The sequence below is a fragment of the Halobacteriovorax sp. GFR8 genome (assembly GCF_050955245.1).
Taxonomy (GTDB): Bacteria; Bdellovibrionota; Bacteriovoracia; order Bacteriovoracales; family Bacteriovoracaceae; genus Halobacteriovorax_A.
On sequence record NZ_JBPBLR010000002.1, the window covers coordinates 189,450 to 205,170 of the forward strand.

Below are 15,721 nucleotides of genomic sequence, written 5' to 3' on the forward strand. Positions count from 1 at the left end.
AGCTGGCTCATCCGTTATATTTGAAGTAAATTAGACATTATTTTACACGCTTAACGGAGTTATTAAAAAATGAGCAATCTTCTAGACAATCCACTATACCAGGATGCCATTGCGCAATTAGAAGAATCTTCAGCGATCATGGGACTAGACCCAAACGTTGCTGACAGACTTAAACACCCAAAAAGAGCACTTCAAGTTGCAGTTCCTATTCGTCTAGATGACGGTACTGTTAAGACTTTTCAAGGATTCAGAGTTCAGCACAACATGACTCTTGGACCTGGAAAAGGTGGGGTACGTTTTCACCCAGGTGTAGACCTTGCTGAAACAGCAGCTCTTGCGATGCTTATGACTTTTAAATGTGCCCTTGTTGGTCTGCCTCTTGGTGGAGCAAAAGGTGGGATCTGTGTTGATCCAACAAAACTTTCTCGTCAAGAACTTCAAGGTTTAACGAGAAGATACACAACTGAAATTAATATGATTATTGGTCCAACGATTGATATCCCAGCTCCAGATATTGGAACTGACGGACAAACAATGGCCTGGATGCTTGATACATATTCTCAACTTAAAGGTTATACTGTACCAGGTGTTGTTACTGGTAAGCCAATTACAGTTGGTGGTTCTCTTGGGCGTAGTGAAGCTACAGGTAAAGGTGTTGCATTCTGTGTAAACTTTGCTGCTAAGAAGATTGGTATGAATATCGATACAAACACAACGGTTGCAATTCATGGATTTGGTAAAGTTGCTGTTCCTGCCGCCGAAGATCTTGGTGCTCAGGGTGCAAAGATTGTTGCGGTATCTGATGTTTCAGGTGCAATCTATGATCCAAATGGTTTAGATATTGAAAAAGCAGTTGCTTGGGCCAAAAACGGTGGGCTTCTTGCTGATATGGAAGGTGTTGAAAAGATTTCTAACGAAGAACTTTTTGCTCTTGAAGTAGATATTCTAATTCCAGCTGCAATTGATGGTGTAATCACTGAAAAGAACGCTCACAATGTTAAAGCTAAGATCATTGCAGAAGGTGCAAACGGTCCACTTAACAAAGCAGCAATTGATATCGTAACTAAGAACGGTTCATTCCTAGTTCCAGATATTCTTTGTAACGCTGGTGGTGTTATCGTTTCTTACTTCGAGTGGGTTCAAGGTCTGCAGAACTTCTTCTGGGATCTTTCTGAGATCAACAAGAAACTTCACGACATCTTAAAAGATGCTTTCGAGAATGTTTACGAAGCTCACCAAAAATATGATATCGATATGAAAAAGGCTGCTTTTGTTGCTGCTCTAAGAAGACTAGAGAGAGCAATGAGACTAAGAGGTCTTTTCCCAGGTTAATATTTATTCTACAATCAGAGGCGCGTCCTTTTTAGGACGCGCTTTTTTTTTATTATGAAATATATTGCAACACTTCTTTTTACATTCTGCTGTCTCGCTAGTGTCACTAGTGAGCTTGTTACAGGCGCTGATCGCAAGGTTTTCAGCTACGCAAAGGTGTGTGAATTCTTTGGTGTAAAAGATGCAATGTTAATGAACAAATCTTCCTCAACTAAGATCGATTGCATGGGCAAAGAATTCGAAATAGCAAAATTCTGTGAGTCCAAGTTTTCAAAAAAGTTAAATTATACAAAAGCTCGCTTTGATCTTGTTGACGGTAAAGTATCTTGTCACTTTTCTGATACTGTTATCCTCGAACTGGTTTGTAAGAATAAGTACGAGAAGTTTTGTAAGGATGCTAAAGGCTCTTGTGAGAACTTAAAGAAAGATTTCGCTCACTCCCTAGAAGTATCTTCAGCGATGATTCTAGAAATTTATCCTCCTCATTTAAAATGTTTTTATCAGTCAAAAGCAAAGATCCCTAATTCTAGTAATTTATAATTTCTGATTCTTTCACACCTCTTGCACTCCTAGTGATAGGAGGGATTATGCACAAGCAAATGCTAGGTCTTCTACCTCTTGGAGGTAAGGGACATTTAACAGAACTTTATGGTTATGCTTCAAAGGGAGTACCTGGTCTTGAAATCGTAGGTCTTGGGCCAAAAGGAAAGTCTATTAAAGAAAAATTTATTTTTCTCTCGAAGAAGTACAACTTAAAGATCTCACCGAAGCGCTATGTTCTTTGCATTGATGATAATATGGTTTTAGGCTCTTTAAGTTCTAAAGAAGAACTCTATCGATGGCTTGAGTTACCACTTTTAATTCTTTACTGGTCGATGGCCGGGGTCCTTCCTATACAAAATTTAAATGACTGTCTTTGTGCAGGAAGAATCTCAACGCGTGGAAAGATCGAGCCGTTTCGATTTGATGAAACTTCACAGGCTTTCTTAGAAAGATTAGATGCCATGAGTTTAAAAGTAATTGCAAGCTACACTCAGGACCTTCGAGGACTTACGTACTTTATTCCTCTTGATGAGATCATAAAGTTTCCAGATGCTTCATAAGCTACTGTAATCATTTGCTGTGTAGGAAAGTAATTCTTTTTCTTGTGCGTAAGTTATGCGTAAGTTATACTAACTTTCATGGAAAAGAAAATTAGAGCAAAACTACCGATTGCAAATTGTGGACTCTTTGGAATCAGTGAGGATCACATACAAAATTATCAATCTTTAGATGATCGTTTTGTACAGAATCGTTCTGCGACATTTTTCTTTGAAGCACAAGGTGACTCGATGGAGCCATTGATTATGCCCGGTGACGTCCTGGTTATCGATCGATCTTTAGAAGTAAAGAGTGGTCGAGTTGCCGTGGTTTATCTGGACGGAGAGTTCTTGTGCAAGAGATTCATTAGACAAGATGGGGAAACCATTTTGCGCTCACACAATCCTCTGCATCGAGACATTACCATCTCTGAGGAGATGGACTTCTTGGTGTGGGGGCCAATTGTGGCCGTGGCCCGTGATATGAAAGAGTTATGAGGGCCTTATGGAAAAAGTGTATGCGCTGGTGGACTGTAATTCCTTTTTTTGTTCTTGTGAAAGACTATTTCGACCTGGATTAAGAAATAAACCTGTTGGTGTCTTATCAAATAATGATGGGTGCTTCGTCTCTCGTACTCCTGAACTTAAGGCGTTGGGAGTAAAAATGGGGGACCCGTACTTTAAAGTAAGGAGGCTTTGTGAGTCACACAATGTTCATGTTTTTTCTTCTAATTTTTCTCTGTATACAAATATCAGTGATCGGGTAATGCACGTTCTTGCAACCTTTGCTCCATCAATTGAGATTTATTCTGTCGATGAAGCCTTTATTGACCTAACTGGCGTAAGCGGTGACTTAAATGAATACTGTCAGCGTATTCGCCAAACAGTCTTTCAGTGGACTGGTATTCCGGTCAGTATTGGTGTTGCCCCAACTAAGACTCTAGCAAAGGTGGCCAATCATATTGGGAAGAAGTCACTGAAGGCCCAAGGTGTTGTTTGTATTTTAAATGAGAGGTTACAGGATATTGCTCTTCAGCGCACACCGATTGAAGACGTTTGGGGAGTCGGGAGAAGGAATAGTGTTAAGCTTAAAAGTATAGGTGTGAAAACAGCATACGATTTTAAGAAGTTTAAAAATACTCATGTCATTCAAAAGCTTCTAACAAAGTTAGGGCGCATGACACAAGATGAATTACGAGGAATCGCTTGCTTTGAGCTAGAGGAGGCCCAGCCTAAGAAAAAAGAAATTCTTTGCTCTCGAAGCTTTAGCTCAAGTGTTGTGGACTTAAAAAGTTTGCGAGAGTCTGTGGCCAATTATGTCACAAATGCTAGTGAGAAGATGCGTAACCAGCAAAGTCTATGCTCAACAATTGAAGTATTTTGCTTAAGTGATCCACATAAAGTTGACCAAACTCCATACTACGGAAGAGATAAAGTGAAACTTCTTGGCCCAACAAGTGACACAAGAAAAATTATTAAATACGCATGGGCGGCCCTTGATGATCTCTTTCGTATGGGGGTTTGTTTTAAAAAGGCGGGGGTTAAGTTGGGAGAGTTCTCTGACTCAGAGATTGTTCAACAAAGCCTCTTTGAGGAATTGGATGATCCACGAAGCGTGAAGCTTATGGAAGTTATTGATAAGATAAACCGGCGCGAAGGCAGTGGCATGGTTAGGTCCATGGCATGTGGAGTTGACAATCAAGCTTGGAAGATGAGGCGAGAAATGGTTTCGCAAAGATATGTGACAGGTTGGGGTCAGTTACCAAAATGTTCATAGGACCTCTATGAAAAGTGCGCGGCGTCAAATAGGACTATTATTGCCTTTGGTCGTAGAGGTGACTATAATGGCGAGATGAGCATATTTAAAGATAAAATTAATATATTTGAAGCAGTAGTATTAACATCAATCGCCCATATGGTAATTTTTGGGATGTATTTTGCGAGTGCAAATCCAGAGTGGTTTTCTGGGGTCTATACAATTGAAGATGGATTTTTAGAAGTACAACAGGCCATCTACTTATTACTTGTTTCATTTGTCTGTCTGTGGCGCTACTTTAAGTTAAAAGGGACAAAGCCAAAGTTATTCTCTTTTGCACTTCTTGGTTTTGCTGCGCTTTTCTTCTTTGGGTTTGGAGAAGAGATTGCTTGGGGACAGAGAATTTTTAATGTTGCTGCACCTGAATTCTTTCAGCAATACAATACTCAAAACGATATTACACTTCACAATTTAAAGTTTGGTGATTTCAAAGTTAACAAAATTATCTTTGGTCTTATCATCGGAATTATCGTTGGAGTCTATGTTTTATTTCTTCCATTCCTTTATAGAGCAATTGGATTCATTCAATACCTCGTTGACGACTTTGCTATTCCAGTTCCAAAACTAATGCACTCACTTTTTTACTTACTAATGTTTGTTTTAGTAAGCCTTATTGACCATGGTAAAAAAGGAGAGGTTGGAGAGCTTGTAGGATGTGCAATGTTCTTCGTGATTTTCTTATTCCCTTATAACGACAAGACTTTCCAGAGGTCATAAGATGAAGGACTTCGATGAGTTAAATGCCATAAGCGAGTTAACTAATATCGAAGATCCTTTAATTCGTTGTCGAGAAATTACCCGTATAAGTCACGAAGGGGATAGCTACCCAATTCACAGCTTTGAAATTGGTAGCACTGATGTAAGTGCTCCTGTCCTTGGTTTATTTGGTGGCATTCACGGACTTGAAAAAGTCGGGACTCAAGTTGTTGTGACATATCTTTCATCATTATTTAAGCAATTATCTTGGGATGAAGAGTTAAGACGAAGCCTCGAGAAATTTAGAATTGTATCCATTCCCCTTATTAACCCATGGGGGATGTATCATCACCGTCGCTCAAATCCTAATAATGTTGATCTCATGAGAAATTCACCATCGCGAACTCATGAGAAAACAAAGTTTCTTCTCTCTGGTCATAAGCTCTCTGATAAGCTTCCTTGGTATCAAGGAAACAGCGATGAAATGGAGCATGAGCTTCAAACTCTTGTGGATTATGTAAGAGAACATATCTTTGCTTCTCAGCGTGCCATCTCCGTGGACTTTCACTCTGGCTTTGGTCTCAGAGACCGCCTTTGGTATCCATATGCTCGAACGCTTACTCCATTTAAGCATATAACGGAAATGGAAAACCTTGAGCACTTATTAAATGAAACTCACCCTCATCACATTTACCGAGTTGAGCCAACTTCCGAAAGTTATACAATTCAAGGAGATGCTTGGGATTACTTATACGATGAGTACCTTGTGAAGAATCCTGATGGAGTCTACTTGCCATTAACACTTGAAATGGGAAGCTGGATTTGGGTGAAAAAAAATCCATTACAAATCTTTAGAAGAGGAGGGCTATTTAATCCTCTTAAGTCTCACCGTTATGATCGAACGATGAGAAGACATATTATGTTAATCAAATTTCTCTTTCGAGCTGTTGGAAGTTCTAAAGCTTGGGTGAAAAGGTAAGTTATGAATTGGTTACTTCTTAGAGGCTTAGCAAGAGATAGTCGTCATTGGTATGAATTTCCAGAATATGTGGAAAAAATGAAGGGGACACAAAAAGTCTTTGCCATTGATTACCTAGGAGTTGGTAGCAAGAACGACGAAAAATCGCCTCTAAAGATTTCAGATTATGTAGAAGATATGAGAGATGAGTGGCTAAAACTTAAAGAAGAAAATGAGGGGTCATGGAGTGTCATTGGTATTTCAATGGGGGGGATGATGGCCCTTGATTGGTGTGAACGCCATGCCGATGACTTTGAACATGCTGTTCTTCTAAACACTTCAACAAGTGATTCAGGAAAGATCTATCACCGTATGTCTCTTGAGGCGATGGGGACTTTTTCAAAACTTATTTTCAATAAAAATCACCGCGAACGTGAAAGAAAAGCACTTTCACTTACTGTTAAGATGAAAGATCTATCAGACGATCTTCTTGATGCTTATGCAGCTTACTTTGAAGAGAGGCCACTTAATCGAGTTAACTTTGTCAGACAATTAATTGCGGCATCTCACTATCGTCTCCCAAAGAAAGTAAAGGCCGATGTCTTATTACTTGCAGGAAAGCAAGATAAGTTGGCCAATTATAAATGTAGTGTTGAAATTTCTAAAAGGCTTGGTGCCACGCTTGAACTACACGAACAAGCGGGACACGATTTACCTATAGATGATCCAGAATGGATTATAAAAAAGATTGAAGAACATTACTTTGATAGTAAGTAAACTTCCTCTTTTAATGGTTCATAAGAGCGTGCTTTTAGGGCCGCCTTAATATGAGGCCACTTTACTCTTCTTTTCCACTTTTGCCATTTAGCAACAAGTCTAAGGTCCTTGCGATATTCAAGTGGGGTCTTTGATTCTGCTGTTATCACAACGGCATTCTTCTTTTCTAAGAAAGTTGCAATTTGACTATATTTAATCGGCTCAACATTCATTTCTAATGTTTGCTCATAAAAATAAGAGCGACGATCAACAAGGGCAACTGTCTTATCCTTGAAAAGGCCATGAGCTGCTTGTGGAACTGGTAAAATATAGAACTGTGAAGCAACAACTGACCAAAGAAAAATTAAATAGAGCCCCATGGTATTGAAAGCAATAAGCATTTTCTTTTTGAAAATAAAAATATTTGTCACAATAATAAGAGTAACAAATAGTAAGTTTGCAACGATCGTTACACCATCTGAAAAATATAAAAGTAGAAAACCAACGGCCAAGAAGAGTAGGTTGATTGGTAAGAAGATTAAAAGAATACCTTTTGCCTTTTCTCTAAGTGTCTCTAGATTAATTTGTAATAACATAAATGCCATTAGAAATGGGATCGATGGGATTGCATAGTGATGCGATCTCTGCGATGGAATTAACCAAGTGATAAAGAAACATAAAAAATGGACAAAGAAGAAATATGTTTCATCATTTAAACTTCTAAAATTCTCTCTAACTTTCTTCCAAGCAAATGGAAGAACAAGTAACCATGGTAGTGCATAGAGGATGAGACCTTGGAATACCTTAATCATTGGCATTGGCTTTTGATCAAATTTTCCAACATTTTCTCTAACAAAGAAGTAATTAAAGAACTCTTCTCCATAGTTGAGATAACTGATGAAGTACCAAAGACAACTTAGGACTGTTATTGAAAGAAAGTAGAAAAAGCATTCTTTAATAATAAAGCGCTTCTCTTTCTTGAATAAGAAGACTTGATAGAGTGACATGGCAAGAAAGCTCATGACAATTGTAACAGGTCCTTTAATTAGCGCACCAGCTGCTCCAAAAATAACGGCCCAAATAAAGTACTTCTTTGCTTTTGTTTTTAAGTAATCAAAAAGAAAGAGTGAACTAATGAATGGAAGAAGTGAGAGCGATGTCTCCATCATAAACGTTCGGCCAAACTTTATTGCTCCATAACTTCCTAAGAAAAAGGCCAGTGATAATAGAGGTTCAACACTAAATCTTCTTTTTAACCAAACTGCCGCTAGTATCCCTAGGGCAATTGTCAGAAAGGCCATGGAAGCACGTGCGCCTGTTAATGAAGATTCTCCCATTAGTACATAGATAGGGAACGGAAGCCAGAAGTGAACTGGTGGTTTAGACCAATGTCTATCTCCACGATAGTGTGGAGTCATTATATTATTTGTGTCATACATCTCTTGTGAGATTTGAACATATAATGATTCTGTTCCTTGTCTTGGAGCACTGATATTTCCAATATCCCAAAAATAGAGAATTGAAAAAAGGAATGTAAAAATAATAAATAATTTTTTATTTGAAATATTTGTCATAATTATTAGCTTTTCTATTTTGATAGGGTCTTAACCATATCCACATATTTCTCTTCCACTTCAAATTTCTTACCAAGACATTTTTCTAAATTCTCGATAACAATTTGACCATTTTGTTCCGCAGTCACAATAGCAGTCTTTCCTTCAAGTAGTGACTTAACTGCAAGATGTCCCATTTGAGTTGCAATAAAGCGGTCACGCCCTGTTGGGTTACCACCTCGTTGGATATGCCCCAGAATGCAAACACGAGAATCAATTTTATGATCTTCTAGAAGCTTATTGTGAACATAGTGTGATAGACCTTCTGTTTCACCTTCAGCAGCGATAATAATTGAAGAACCTTTTCCACGTTTAAGCCCACGCTTGATATCTGCTGCAATTGTATCCACATCAACATTACTTTCGTCTTGAACAGGAAAAATAATATTTTCAGCACCAGTGCATAGGCCTACATGAAGTGCAATGGCCGGTGACTTTCGTCCCATGACTTCAACGATGAAGGTACGATCGTGTGAGTGGGCCGTATCGCGAATCTTATCTACCGCTTCAATAGCTGTTTGTACTGCCGTATCAAACCCAATCGAGTAGTCAGTACCTTCGATGTCATTATCTATTGTTCCAGGGATTCCAACTACAGGAACACCATGTTCCTTATGAAGTTCCCATGCACCATTAAATGATCCATTCCCACCAATAACGACTAATGCATCGATATTCTTTCTTTTTAGAATATGAGCTGCTTCTCTTCTAATTTCTGGTTGCATAAATTCAGGGCAACGAGAAGTTTGTAGAATTGTTCCACCTTTTTGAAGAATGTTTCCCACACTTGCAGCATCCATCTTGTGTTGAGAACCTTCAAGAAGACCTGCGAATCCACGACGAATTCCATAGATTTCAATATCATTTGCAATGCAAGTACGAACAACGGCCCTAATGGCACAGTTCATTCCCGGGCTGTCTCCTCCGCTGCAAAGGACAGCAATTGTTTTAATCGACTTAACATCTTTTTCAACTTCGCTCATAAATATTCCTATTCAAAAATATGATGGCCAGTAAAACTCGCTGGACGATCAATCCCCATAATATAAAGACATGTTGGAGAAACATCCATTAGTGAATGATCTCCTGGTGCAATTGTAAAAGCTTTATCTTTTAGTGCACTGTTAATCACACAAAATGGTACAGGTGCTCCGGTGTGAGCAGTATGTGGTGTTCCATCTTTATGTGTCATTTGATCACTGTTACCGTGATCTGCAGTGATAACCACTGTAATATTCTCATCAAGACATTTCTTAACTATTTTTCCGACACACTCATCAAGTGTTTCAATTGCTTTGACTGCCGCTTCGTACTTTCCTGTATGACCAACCATATCTGAGTTCGCAAAGTTTACAACACTAAAGTCAAAGTCACTTAATTTTGCAATTAATTGCTCTGTCACTTCAGGCGCACTCATTTGAGGCTTTTCATCATATGTCGAAACTTCTTTAGGTGATGGAATAAGAAAGTGCTCTTCATTTGGAAATGGCTTCTTTTCTCCACCATTAAAAAAGAATGTGACGTGTGCATACTTCTCAGTTTCAGCAATCTTTAATTGTTTCTTTCCAATACTGCTTAAGTACTCAGTCATTGTTCCTTGTAACTTCTCTTTATCAAATAAAATTGGAAGCTCCATCTCATCTGGAATATATGGTGTCATACATAAGAACATGGCCGGAAAGAATGGCCTTTCAAATTCAGTAAACTCTGGATAGTTAAATGCCATTGTTAGCTGAATAGCACGATCTGGCCTAAAGTTTGTAAAGAAGACGCAGTCACCTTCCTTAATCGCATAGTCTTTATTAAAGAGTGCCGGTGCTACGAATTCATCTGTTCTACCGGCTTCATACTCACTATTAAGATAATCAAAAGGTGATAAGTTTGTGACATCACCATGGCCTAGGAACATATCGTATGCTTTCTTGATTTTTTCCCAACGACGATCGCGGTCCATTCCAATTGAGCGCCCTTGCATTGAAGCAAAGTGCGAGCCTTCATAGCCTACGATCTCTTTAAGGTACATCTCACCACATGCTGGAGGAGTATCTCGTCCGTCCATAAAAGCATGCAAGAAAACCTCAATGCCCTCTTTCTTAAGACACTTAATAATTTCTTTAGTGTGTTCAATGTGAGAGTGAATTCCACCATCTGAAAGAAGTCCCATAAGGTGGATACGATTATTATTCTTCTTCGCTACTTCAATGAGTTCCTTTAGCTTAGGTAGTTCTCCAAAAGTATGATTCTTAATCGACTCATTAATACGAACGAGGTCTTGGCGAATTGCTCGGCCAGCTCCAAGATTCATATGGCCAACTTCAGAGTTGCCAACAACACCTTTAGGGAGACCAACTAAAACACCACCTGCTTGGATTGTTGTATATGGATAATCTTTAAACAGTCCGTCCAAAATTGGAGTTTTTGCATCTCGAATCGCGTTCTTTTCAGTATTTTCGCTGATTCCAAAGCCATCTAAGATAATTAGAAGGGCCTTTTCACTAATATTTTTGATCGACATAAATATTTTCCCGTTAAAAGCTTGTGCAGTCCTTATTCTAATACTACCCAAAGATTAGACAAAATACTCTATCGTGTTCACTTTTTAAACACCACGACTTTCTAAAGGACTGTAATCTCATCTTAAAACTTGGCACACAACTTGTATATATATAGGCAAATACTTTAAACATACACAAACACAGAGAATATTGGAGATTACTATGAAACTTAACCTTAAGAACACATTACTTTCAGTTATTGTTCTAGCTTCGCTTGTCGGATGCGGATCTGATGGTGGGGGAACTGGAGGTAACCTCAATTACGGGAATTTCCCTGCTGGCTCAGCAAGTGAATACGTTGATACTGCTAGAGGTCTGCCAAGTAGTCTTAGTACTGCTGATGAACTATCTCAAGCGATTGTGAATAATAATTTTAATTCAGCTAGCATGGCCGGTTATCAATACGGTATTTATACAGTTAGCGATTTTAACTCAGTAAGTAATAGCAATTCAGAAGACTGTGATGACTTCGAAATTTTTGGCCTATCGCTTGGGACTATTTGTACTTCATCGAATACTTCAAGTAACAATAGTAGCTTAAGTGGTTATCGAGGATTAAATAATGACGGAACAATTGCACGTAATAATGCTGGATCATCTATTGATAGTGCTTTTGGTGGAAATATCGCTTCTTTAGCGTCGTTCTTGGCAAATAAAGTTCAAGAGTCAGATGCTAATAATGGACTATTTAAGTATGTTCAGTCGTACTATGGAGCAGGTTTCGTATCTTACAAAGATAATATGTGTAACGATGCAAACTGGGTTGGAAACAAGTTTAATGGAAACTATAATTTTTGTAACCAAGTTGCTTCAGCCTATTCTCCAGTTTGGATGATCACTGTTAATGGTAAGAAAATGATTATCGATCTACGAGGCTCACTAATGAATCAACCAGTTGTAAGAGCAACAACTGTTGGAGTTTCAGCTTACTAATAAATAAAAAACGACTTTAAATATATACCTGACAAAAAAGCGCGGCAATGTTCGCGCTTTTTTATTAAATTTAACCTAATTTACTCCGGCTATTTTGTGTCTACACGTGCATGAAATCTGAACATCCATTATAATAGAACTGTTTTAGTATTAAAAAAGGACTATTATATGGCAAAGTATCGTACAGATTTAATGGATGTGAATTTCAATCTATTTAAAGCGTGCAAAATTCAAGACGAAGCGAGCGAGCTTGGGTATGGTGAAGCTGATTTAAAAGATATCCTAACTCAATTCGATAAATTCGTTGAAAATGAAATTTATCCCACTCGTCAGATTTCTGATGAAATTGGCGTAAAGCACGTTGACGGAAAAGTTATTGTTCCAGAAGTTTTTCACCAAGTAAATAAGGCCTTCTATGAAAATGGTTGGTATGCACTTGGTTATCCCGAAGAGGTTGGTGGAATGCCTGCACCTCACGCAATGAAAGTTGCATGTACTTCAATGGCAATTGGCTCAAATGTTGCGTGGTCGATGTACTACGGACTGTCTCAAGGTGCTATGAATGTAATTCTTAAGGTTGGCTCTCAAGAGCAAAAAGATCTTTTCGTTACCAAAATGATGACTGGGGAATGGGGAGGCACGATGTGTCTTACTGAGCCTGGTGCTGGATCTGATGTTGGAAATGCAAATACAACGGCAAAGCCTCTTGATAATGGGAAATACGCAATTAATGGTGTGAAGATCTTTATCTCTTCTGGAGAAAGTGATCTTTACGAAAATAATATTCACCTCGTTCTTGCAAGAACTCCTGGGGCACCAGAAGGAACGAAAGGACTTTCTCTATTTATCGTTCCACGCTTTAATGTCGAAACTGGTGAGTCAAATAATGTTAAGTGTACGAAGCTTGAGCACAAAATGGGAATTCATGCACAAGCAACATGTGAGCTTACATTTGGGCAAGACGGTGAGTGTGTTGGTGAGTTGATTGGGAAAGAATTTGATGGAATGAAGAATATGTTCATTATGATGAATGAAGCAAGACTTCTTTGCGGACTTCAAGGTGAAGCACAATCAAATCTTTGTTTTGAATTAACTGAGCAATATGCAAAAGAGCGCTCACAATTTGGTACTGAAATTATTAACATGCCAGATGTTAAGAGAATGCTTCTAAAGATGAGATCAACAGCTAGAGGCCTTAGGGCCCTGTCTCTTTATACGGCAAATCTATTTGATAAGGCCGAAAAGGGTGATGAAGAAGCGGATAAAGAAATCGCTCTTTTCACTCCCATCTGTAAGGGATTCTGTACAGATGAGGGCGTGAATATTGCCAGCGAAGGTGTCCAGGTACATGGTGGTTACGGTTATTGTACAGAGTATGGAATTGAGCAGTTTATGCGAGATACAAAAATTGCAACAATCTATGAAGGGACAAACGGGATTCAGGCGATTGACTTTGTCATGAGAAAAATTCTTATGGATAAGGGTGAAACATTCTTTAATGTTGGTAAGAAGATTCACGCAACGATGAATAGAGAAGAAGCGAAAGCCTATCCACACGAAGTTTCAATGATTGGAAAGTCAATGGAAATGAGTGAAGAAGTTGTGAAAAAATTTGGTTCTTTTATGGCAGCAAAAAATCAGAGTGCAGTGCTTGCGCATGCAACTGATTTCTTAAGCTATTGTGGAAACCTTGTTGTTTCATGGTTACTTCTTGAACACGCTTGTATTGCTCAAAACGAATTGAAGACAGCAACAGGTGAAGAAGAGAAGAAATATTATCAGTCTAAAATCGATGATTTTAAAGTTTTCTGTCAGTACCAATTAACGAGAAATATTGGGCTCGCACATAGTGTTTTAAACTTCGAGGAAGATTTAACTTCGATTAATGTTTAATTAAAGATTAAGCACAAAGGTATGTGAGAGATGGAAGTAATGGAAAAAGGTGTCGACCTATTTAATGAGGCGACTCGTGGTAGTACAGACTACTACAAAGACAATGTTTATATTATGAAGACAAAAGGAGAGTATGCTCCCTTAAGCTTCATGAAGAAGAAAGTTGAAGGCTTTGATGAGGAAAGTTTATTAAGCCGTGGTTTTATCTATGACTCTTTAGAGCTCGTAGGTGATAAAGAATTTTTAGGATGGTATGAAAAGCAATTCTCTCGCAAGATGAAGAGAGCTCATGCTAAGCAAGTTCTAATTATTCACTTACCAGATAATAAAAGAATCTTTGATGCCATTGAGACAGTTAATAAGGTTTATGACATCCTTCGTGATGAACGTATTATCTTCAATGGTAAGAAACTTCCGGTACAGCTAGGTGAATGGTACGCCAAGTGTATCTTCGGATTAATGCAGAAGAAGTCGACTTCCCAGCGTGGTTTTGATTTCTACGTTGGTGAAAAAAGAATTGAAGTTGTCGTTCACTGGGGAGATCAAACTTCACCAAAAGGTGTGAAGGTTAGAAAGTCTCTTTGTGATCTTTCAGCAAGTGTTATTATTATTTATCTTGCACGTAATTTTATGATTAGAGATATTTGTCTCTTGGACTCAGATTACGTTCTTAGAAAATTTGCAGGAAAAGGGCATACACTATTCTTAAAAGATTCTGATATCGGAACATACTTCTTTTCTAAATCAACAAAGCATAAGGATAAAGTCGTCAATAAGAATGCTCTTCTTAAGTACGCTCTACCTAAGCTTGCGATGAATCTAACTGAATTCTTAGAAGGTTAAATCTAAACTAATTCATATTTTAAAAGGCGGCATTCAATGTCGCCATTTAAAAACTCAGTCTTCTTACTTGTCTTTAAACGAATATTTTTTCGAAGTGGCCCGTGAGCTGTCAGAATAAATGCAGTAGATCCTGCAAAGTTATTCTTAAGAGTTTCACCGATTTCATAGTAGAAGTCATTTATGTCTTCAAAACCAATGGCGTGAATACGCTCTCCATAAGGAGGGTTAAAGAGAATAATTCCTCTTTCAAACCCTGCAGGCACAGAGGACTTTGTGAACTCTTCACAGTTGAAATTAACGAAGTCTACTCGGCCAAAGCAGTCGAGAAGGTGCTTTCTTGCTAGTTTGAAGTTTTCGACGTCAGCATCATTATAGAAGAACTTTCCACTTGGAATTGATTCAATTCTATCTTGAGAGTCCTTCATGATTTCGTGAACTTTATCAAAGTACCAATCAACTAGGTTTGAATTATGGAACCATGGTTGTCCAGTAAATGAGTAAGGCGTTGTATTTTGCTTAAGCCTTAAAAAAGCCGGAGATAATTTTAAGTAGTAGAAGATTGCTTCAATAAGTATTGTTCCAGACCCTGCCATTGGATCATAGAAAGGACCTTGGCAATCCCACTTTGTTTCAGCAATAAGAGAAGCAGCTAGATTTTCTCTTAGAGGTGCACGGTGACCTGATTCACGGTAGCCACGTTTATCAAGAGAAGTTCCGACCATGTCAGCGTAAACGATTACTTTACAACCTTCTTTAACTTTCTCAACACGTTGAAGAAAGCTAATATTTGGTTCATTAGTCTCAACATTTGGACGCTTATTAAATTTTTCTCTCATATAATCAACAAGAGAATCTTTTAGAGTTTGAGATAAGAAAATTGAACTTCTAAAAAGCTCCTTACTTTCTCCATCTAGAAGAGTGTTGATTTTAAAAGTTTGTTCTGGAGTAATATAATCTTCCCATGGAAGCTCACTCGCTCTTTTATAAATCTGTTTTTCGTCTCGGATATAGAAGAAGCCAACTTCCTTAAAAACACGAGAAGCAATTCTAGCATTGAAAATATACTCAACAGTTGCCTTATTACGGGCCTTGAATGAAGCTCCTCCACGTCCGGCCTTGGCCTCAATTCCGTTAGCGCGTAGCTCATTTACTAGATATTGTTCACATCCTCTTGGACATGACGCAAAATAAAAACTCTTGTCATTAATGACTTTGTTCGACTTCTGATATTTTTCCATGACTCGATT

The 15,721-nt window shown here is 38.3% G+C and carries 15 protein-coding genes; 11 read left to right on the forward strand and 4 right to left on the reverse strand.

Annotation, left to right across the window (positions count from 1 at the left end; all coding sequences use genetic code 11):
- Positions 1-69 precede the first annotated feature (69 nt).
- The 8 genes from ACRXC1_RS01560 (at position 70) to ACRXC1_RS01595 (ending at position 6,658) form a co-directional block, all read left to right on the forward strand.
- Positions 70-1,332: a Glu/Leu/Phe/Val family dehydrogenase gene (locus tag ACRXC1_RS01560; protein ID WP_433655969.1), complete on the forward strand. Its 1,263-nt coding sequence runs from the start codon at positions 70-72 to the stop codon at positions 1,330-1,332.
- Between the two features lie 54 nt (positions 1,333-1,386).
- Positions 1,387-1,872 carry a hypothetical protein gene (locus ACRXC1_RS01565; protein WP_433655971.1) on the forward strand — a complete coding sequence of 162 codons (486 nt, stop codon included), beginning with the start codon at positions 1,387-1,389 and terminating at the stop codon, positions 1,870-1,872.
- 47 nt (positions 1,873-1,919) lie between these two features.
- Entirely contained in the window at positions 1,920-2,435 is a 516-nt protein-coding gene (locus ACRXC1_RS01570) for a hypothetical protein (protein ID WP_021266190.1), read from the forward strand.
- A 78-nt stretch (positions 2,436-2,513) separates the two neighbouring features.
- Complete coding sequence (locus tag ACRXC1_RS01575; protein ID WP_433655974.1) at positions 2,514-2,909, forward strand: LexA family protein; 396 nt, start codon at positions 2,514-2,516, stop codon at positions 2,907-2,909.
- A 7-nt stretch (positions 2,910-2,916) separates the two neighbouring features.
- Positions 2,917-4,188, forward strand: a complete 1,272-nt coding sequence (locus tag ACRXC1_RS01580; RefSeq protein WP_433655976.1) for a Y-family DNA polymerase — start codon at positions 2,917-2,919, stop codon at positions 4,186-4,188.
- A 75-nt stretch (positions 4,189-4,263) separates the two neighbouring features.
- A complete protein-coding gene (locus tag ACRXC1_RS01585; RefSeq protein WP_433655978.1) occupies positions 4,264-4,944 on the forward strand; it encodes a hypothetical protein in 681 nt (226 codons plus the stop codon).
- A 1-nt stretch (position 4,945) separates the two neighbouring features.
- Complete coding sequence (locus tag ACRXC1_RS01590; RefSeq protein ID WP_392909941.1) at positions 4,946-5,902, forward strand: DUF2817 domain-containing protein; 957 nt, start codon at positions 4,946-4,948, stop codon at positions 5,900-5,902.
- Positions 5,903-5,905: 3 nt separating this feature from the next.
- Positions 5,906-6,658 (forward strand): alpha/beta fold hydrolase, encoded by a 753-nt coding sequence (locus ACRXC1_RS01595; RefSeq protein WP_433655980.1) that lies wholly within the window; start codon positions 5,906-5,908, stop codon positions 6,656-6,658.
- On the opposite strand, the gene ACRXC1_RS01600 is transcribed toward ACRXC1_RS01595, so the two are convergent.
- Genes ACRXC1_RS01600 through gpmI form a run of 3 tightly spaced genes read right to left on the reverse strand, consistent with a single transcriptional unit; the run spans position 6,640 to position 10,765 of the window.
- Entirely contained in the window at positions 6,640-8,211 is a 1,572-nt protein-coding gene (locus tag ACRXC1_RS01600; RefSeq protein WP_433655982.1) for an ArnT family glycosyltransferase, read from the reverse strand. The two genes, ACRXC1_RS01595 and ACRXC1_RS01600, sit on opposite strands and share 19 nt — an antisense overlap.
- A 14-nt stretch (positions 8,212-8,225) precedes the next feature.
- Complete coding sequence (gene pfkA / locus ACRXC1_RS01605; RefSeq protein WP_433655984.1) at positions 8,226-9,233, reverse strand: 6-phosphofructokinase; 1,008 nt, start codon at positions 9,231-9,233, stop codon at positions 8,226-8,228.
- A gap of 8 nt (positions 9,234-9,241) precedes the next feature.
- Positions 9,242-10,765 carry a 2,3-bisphosphoglycerate-independent phosphoglycerate mutase gene (gene gpmI / locus ACRXC1_RS01610; RefSeq protein WP_433655986.1) on the reverse strand — a complete coding sequence of 508 codons (1,524 nt, stop codon included), beginning with the start codon at positions 10,763-10,765 and terminating at the stop codon, positions 9,242-9,244.
- A 202-nt stretch (positions 10,766-10,967) separates the two neighbouring features.
- Here gpmI and ACRXC1_RS01615 point away from each other — a divergent pair, with 202 nt between their 5' ends.
- From ACRXC1_RS01615 to ACRXC1_RS01625, 3 genes are all read left to right on the forward strand, one after another.
- Positions 10,968-11,738 carry a hypothetical protein gene (locus ACRXC1_RS01615; RefSeq protein WP_433655988.1) on the forward strand — a complete coding sequence of 257 codons (771 nt, stop codon included), beginning with the start codon at positions 10,968-10,970 and terminating at the stop codon, positions 11,736-11,738.
- A 168-nt stretch (positions 11,739-11,906) separates the two neighbouring features.
- Positions 11,907-13,631 (forward strand): acyl-CoA dehydrogenase, encoded by a 1,725-nt coding sequence (locus ACRXC1_RS01620; RefSeq protein ID WP_393061447.1) that lies wholly within the window; start codon positions 11,907-11,909, stop codon positions 13,629-13,631.
- A 39-nt stretch (positions 13,632-13,670) separates the two neighbouring features.
- Positions 13,671-14,474: a hypothetical protein gene (locus ACRXC1_RS01625; protein ID WP_393061449.1), complete on the forward strand. Its 804-nt coding sequence runs from the start codon at positions 13,671-13,673 to the stop codon at positions 14,472-14,474.
- A gap of 2 nt (positions 14,475-14,476) precedes the next feature.
- On the opposite strand, the gene ACRXC1_RS01630 is transcribed toward ACRXC1_RS01625, so the two are convergent.
- Entirely contained in the window at positions 14,477-15,712 is a 1,236-nt protein-coding gene (locus ACRXC1_RS01630; RefSeq protein ID WP_392909957.1) for a THUMP domain-containing class I SAM-dependent RNA methyltransferase, read from the reverse strand.
- Between the last annotated feature and the right edge of the window lie 9 nt (positions 15,713-15,721).

Excerpts from the sequence above, each read along its gene's own strand:
- ACRXC1_RS01615 (WP_433655988.1), top strand. The coding sequence starts at position 10,968 with ATGAAACTTAACCTTAAGAACACATTACTTTCAGTTATTGTTCTAGCT.
- ACRXC1_RS01595 (WP_433655980.1), top strand. The coding sequence starts at position 5,906 with ATGAATTGGTTACTTCTTAGAGGCTTAGCAAGAGATAGTCGTCATTGG.
- ACRXC1_RS01625 (WP_393061449.1), top strand. The coding sequence starts at position 13,671 with ATGGAAAAAGGTGTCGACCTATTTAATGAGGCGACTCGTGGTAGTACA.
- ACRXC1_RS01620 (WP_393061447.1), top strand. The coding sequence starts at position 11,907 with ATGGCAAAGTATCGTACAGATTTAATGGATGTGAATTTCAATCTATTT.
- ACRXC1_RS01585 (WP_433655978.1), top strand. The coding sequence starts at position 4,264 with ATGAGCATATTTAAAGATAAAATTAATATATTTGAAGCAGTAGTATTA.
- ACRXC1_RS01600 (WP_433655982.1), bottom strand. The coding sequence starts at position 8,211 with ATGACAAATATTTCAAATAAAAAATTATTTATTATTTTTACATTCCTT.
- ACRXC1_RS01565 (WP_433655971.1), top strand. The coding sequence starts at position 1,387 with ATGAAATATATTGCAACACTTCTTTTTACATTCTGCTGTCTCGCTAGT.
- ACRXC1_RS01570 (WP_021266190.1), top strand. The coding sequence starts at position 1,920 with ATGCACAAGCAAATGCTAGGTCTTCTACCTCTTGGAGGTAAGGGACAT.
- ACRXC1_RS01575 (WP_433655974.1), top strand. The coding sequence starts at position 2,514 with ATGGAAAAGAAAATTAGAGCAAAACTACCGATTGCAAATTGTGGACTC.
- ACRXC1_RS01590 (WP_392909941.1), top strand. The coding sequence starts at position 4,946 with ATGAAGGACTTCGATGAGTTAAATGCCATAAGCGAGTTAACTAATATC.
- pfkA (WP_433655984.1), bottom strand. The coding sequence starts at position 9,233 with ATGAGCGAAGTTGAAAAAGATGTTAAGTCGATTAAAACAATTGCTGTC.
- ACRXC1_RS01630 (WP_392909957.1), bottom strand. The coding sequence starts at position 15,712 with ATGGAAAAATATCAGAAGTCGAACAAAGTCATTAATGACAAGAGTTTT.
- ACRXC1_RS01560 (WP_433655969.1), top strand. The coding sequence starts at position 70 with ATGAGCAATCTTCTAGACAATCCACTATACCAGGATGCCATTGCGCAA.
- ACRXC1_RS01580 (WP_433655976.1), top strand. The coding sequence starts at position 2,917 with ATGGAAAAAGTGTATGCGCTGGTGGACTGTAATTCCTTTTTTTGTTCT.
- gpmI (WP_433655986.1), bottom strand. The coding sequence starts at position 10,765 with ATGTCGATCAAAAATATTAGTGAAAAGGCCCTTCTAATTATCTTAGAT.